Here is a 904-nt window from a genome sequence, read left to right as displayed (position 1 = left end):
GCCCTTGCTGTTGAACGCGTTTATGCAGCAAATTTTGGTCTTGCAGACTATGGACCCATTTTAAAAGCAGGAATCACGATACTCTTACCAACCCTCCCCTATCCGAAAGCCACACCAGTAATCAGAATTTGGGGTAGCAAATCATGAAACCTTTTTGCATGGTTCTGGCAAATGGAGAAGACATCACAAAAACTCTTATGGATTATGTTTTGTCGATTGAAATTACCGATGAAGCAGAAAACAAAAGTGATCGTATCACTATAGAGCTTGATGACCGTGCGCGTGACAGTGATAACGGCTTTCTTGATATTCCTCTTATCGGGACAGTCATTTCTGTAACTCTTGGCTATGAAGGGGGCAAAAATCGCGATATGGGAGCCTATCTGATTGATGAAATCTCTGTAAGCAGCCCACCACAAAGCTTAAGCGTGACAGGGCGCGCCGCATCAATGAACACGTCTTACAGAACCCCCAAAAGCCAATCCTATTACCAGCAAACCCTTGGCAGTATTGTTCAAGAGATAGCACAGCGTAATGGCTATACACCAAAAGTTGACCCTGCTCTTGCTAAAATTGTTGTGCGTCACATTGATCAAACAGCTGAAAGCGATATGGCTTTTGCCACACGCCTTGCAGAAGACTATGATGCGGTAGCAAAACCCGTTGATGGCAAGCTTGTTTTGGCTAGACGGGGGGAAGGCAAAGCTATCACTGGTGAAACACTCCCCGTTGTTATTATCCATGAAAAACTCTGTACCTCTTGGGATTTTAAATACAGCGCACGAGATGAAGCAGGTGCAGCCAATGGCTTAGAAACAGATGTGGGGGACGACCAAAAAGCCGCGGCTGATGCACGAGAACCAGAAGAGATTGATGATGATGAAAACTTTATCCATATGGATGA

2 protein-coding genes are annotated in these 904 nt (G+C 44.9%); both read left to right on the top strand.

Annotated features, from left to right (window positions below):
* The coding region (locus tag ACFINL_RS09980) for a tail protein X (RefSeq protein ID WP_375651487.1) at positions 1 to 147 on the top strand (147 nt) is incomplete at its 5' end.
* The coding region (locus ACFINL_RS09975; RefSeq protein ID WP_375651486.1) for a phage late control D family protein at positions 144 to 904 on the top strand (761 nt) is incomplete at its 3' end. The genes ACFINL_RS09980 and ACFINL_RS09975, both read left to right, overlap by 4 nt.

Source organism: Bartonella sp. AA78NXGY (assembly GCF_042197005.1).
Taxonomy (GTDB): Bacteria; Pseudomonadota; Alphaproteobacteria; order Rhizobiales; family Rhizobiaceae; genus Bartonella.
Note: the sequence above shows the minus strand (reverse complement) of the source record. Positions and strands in the feature narration are given on the sequence as shown.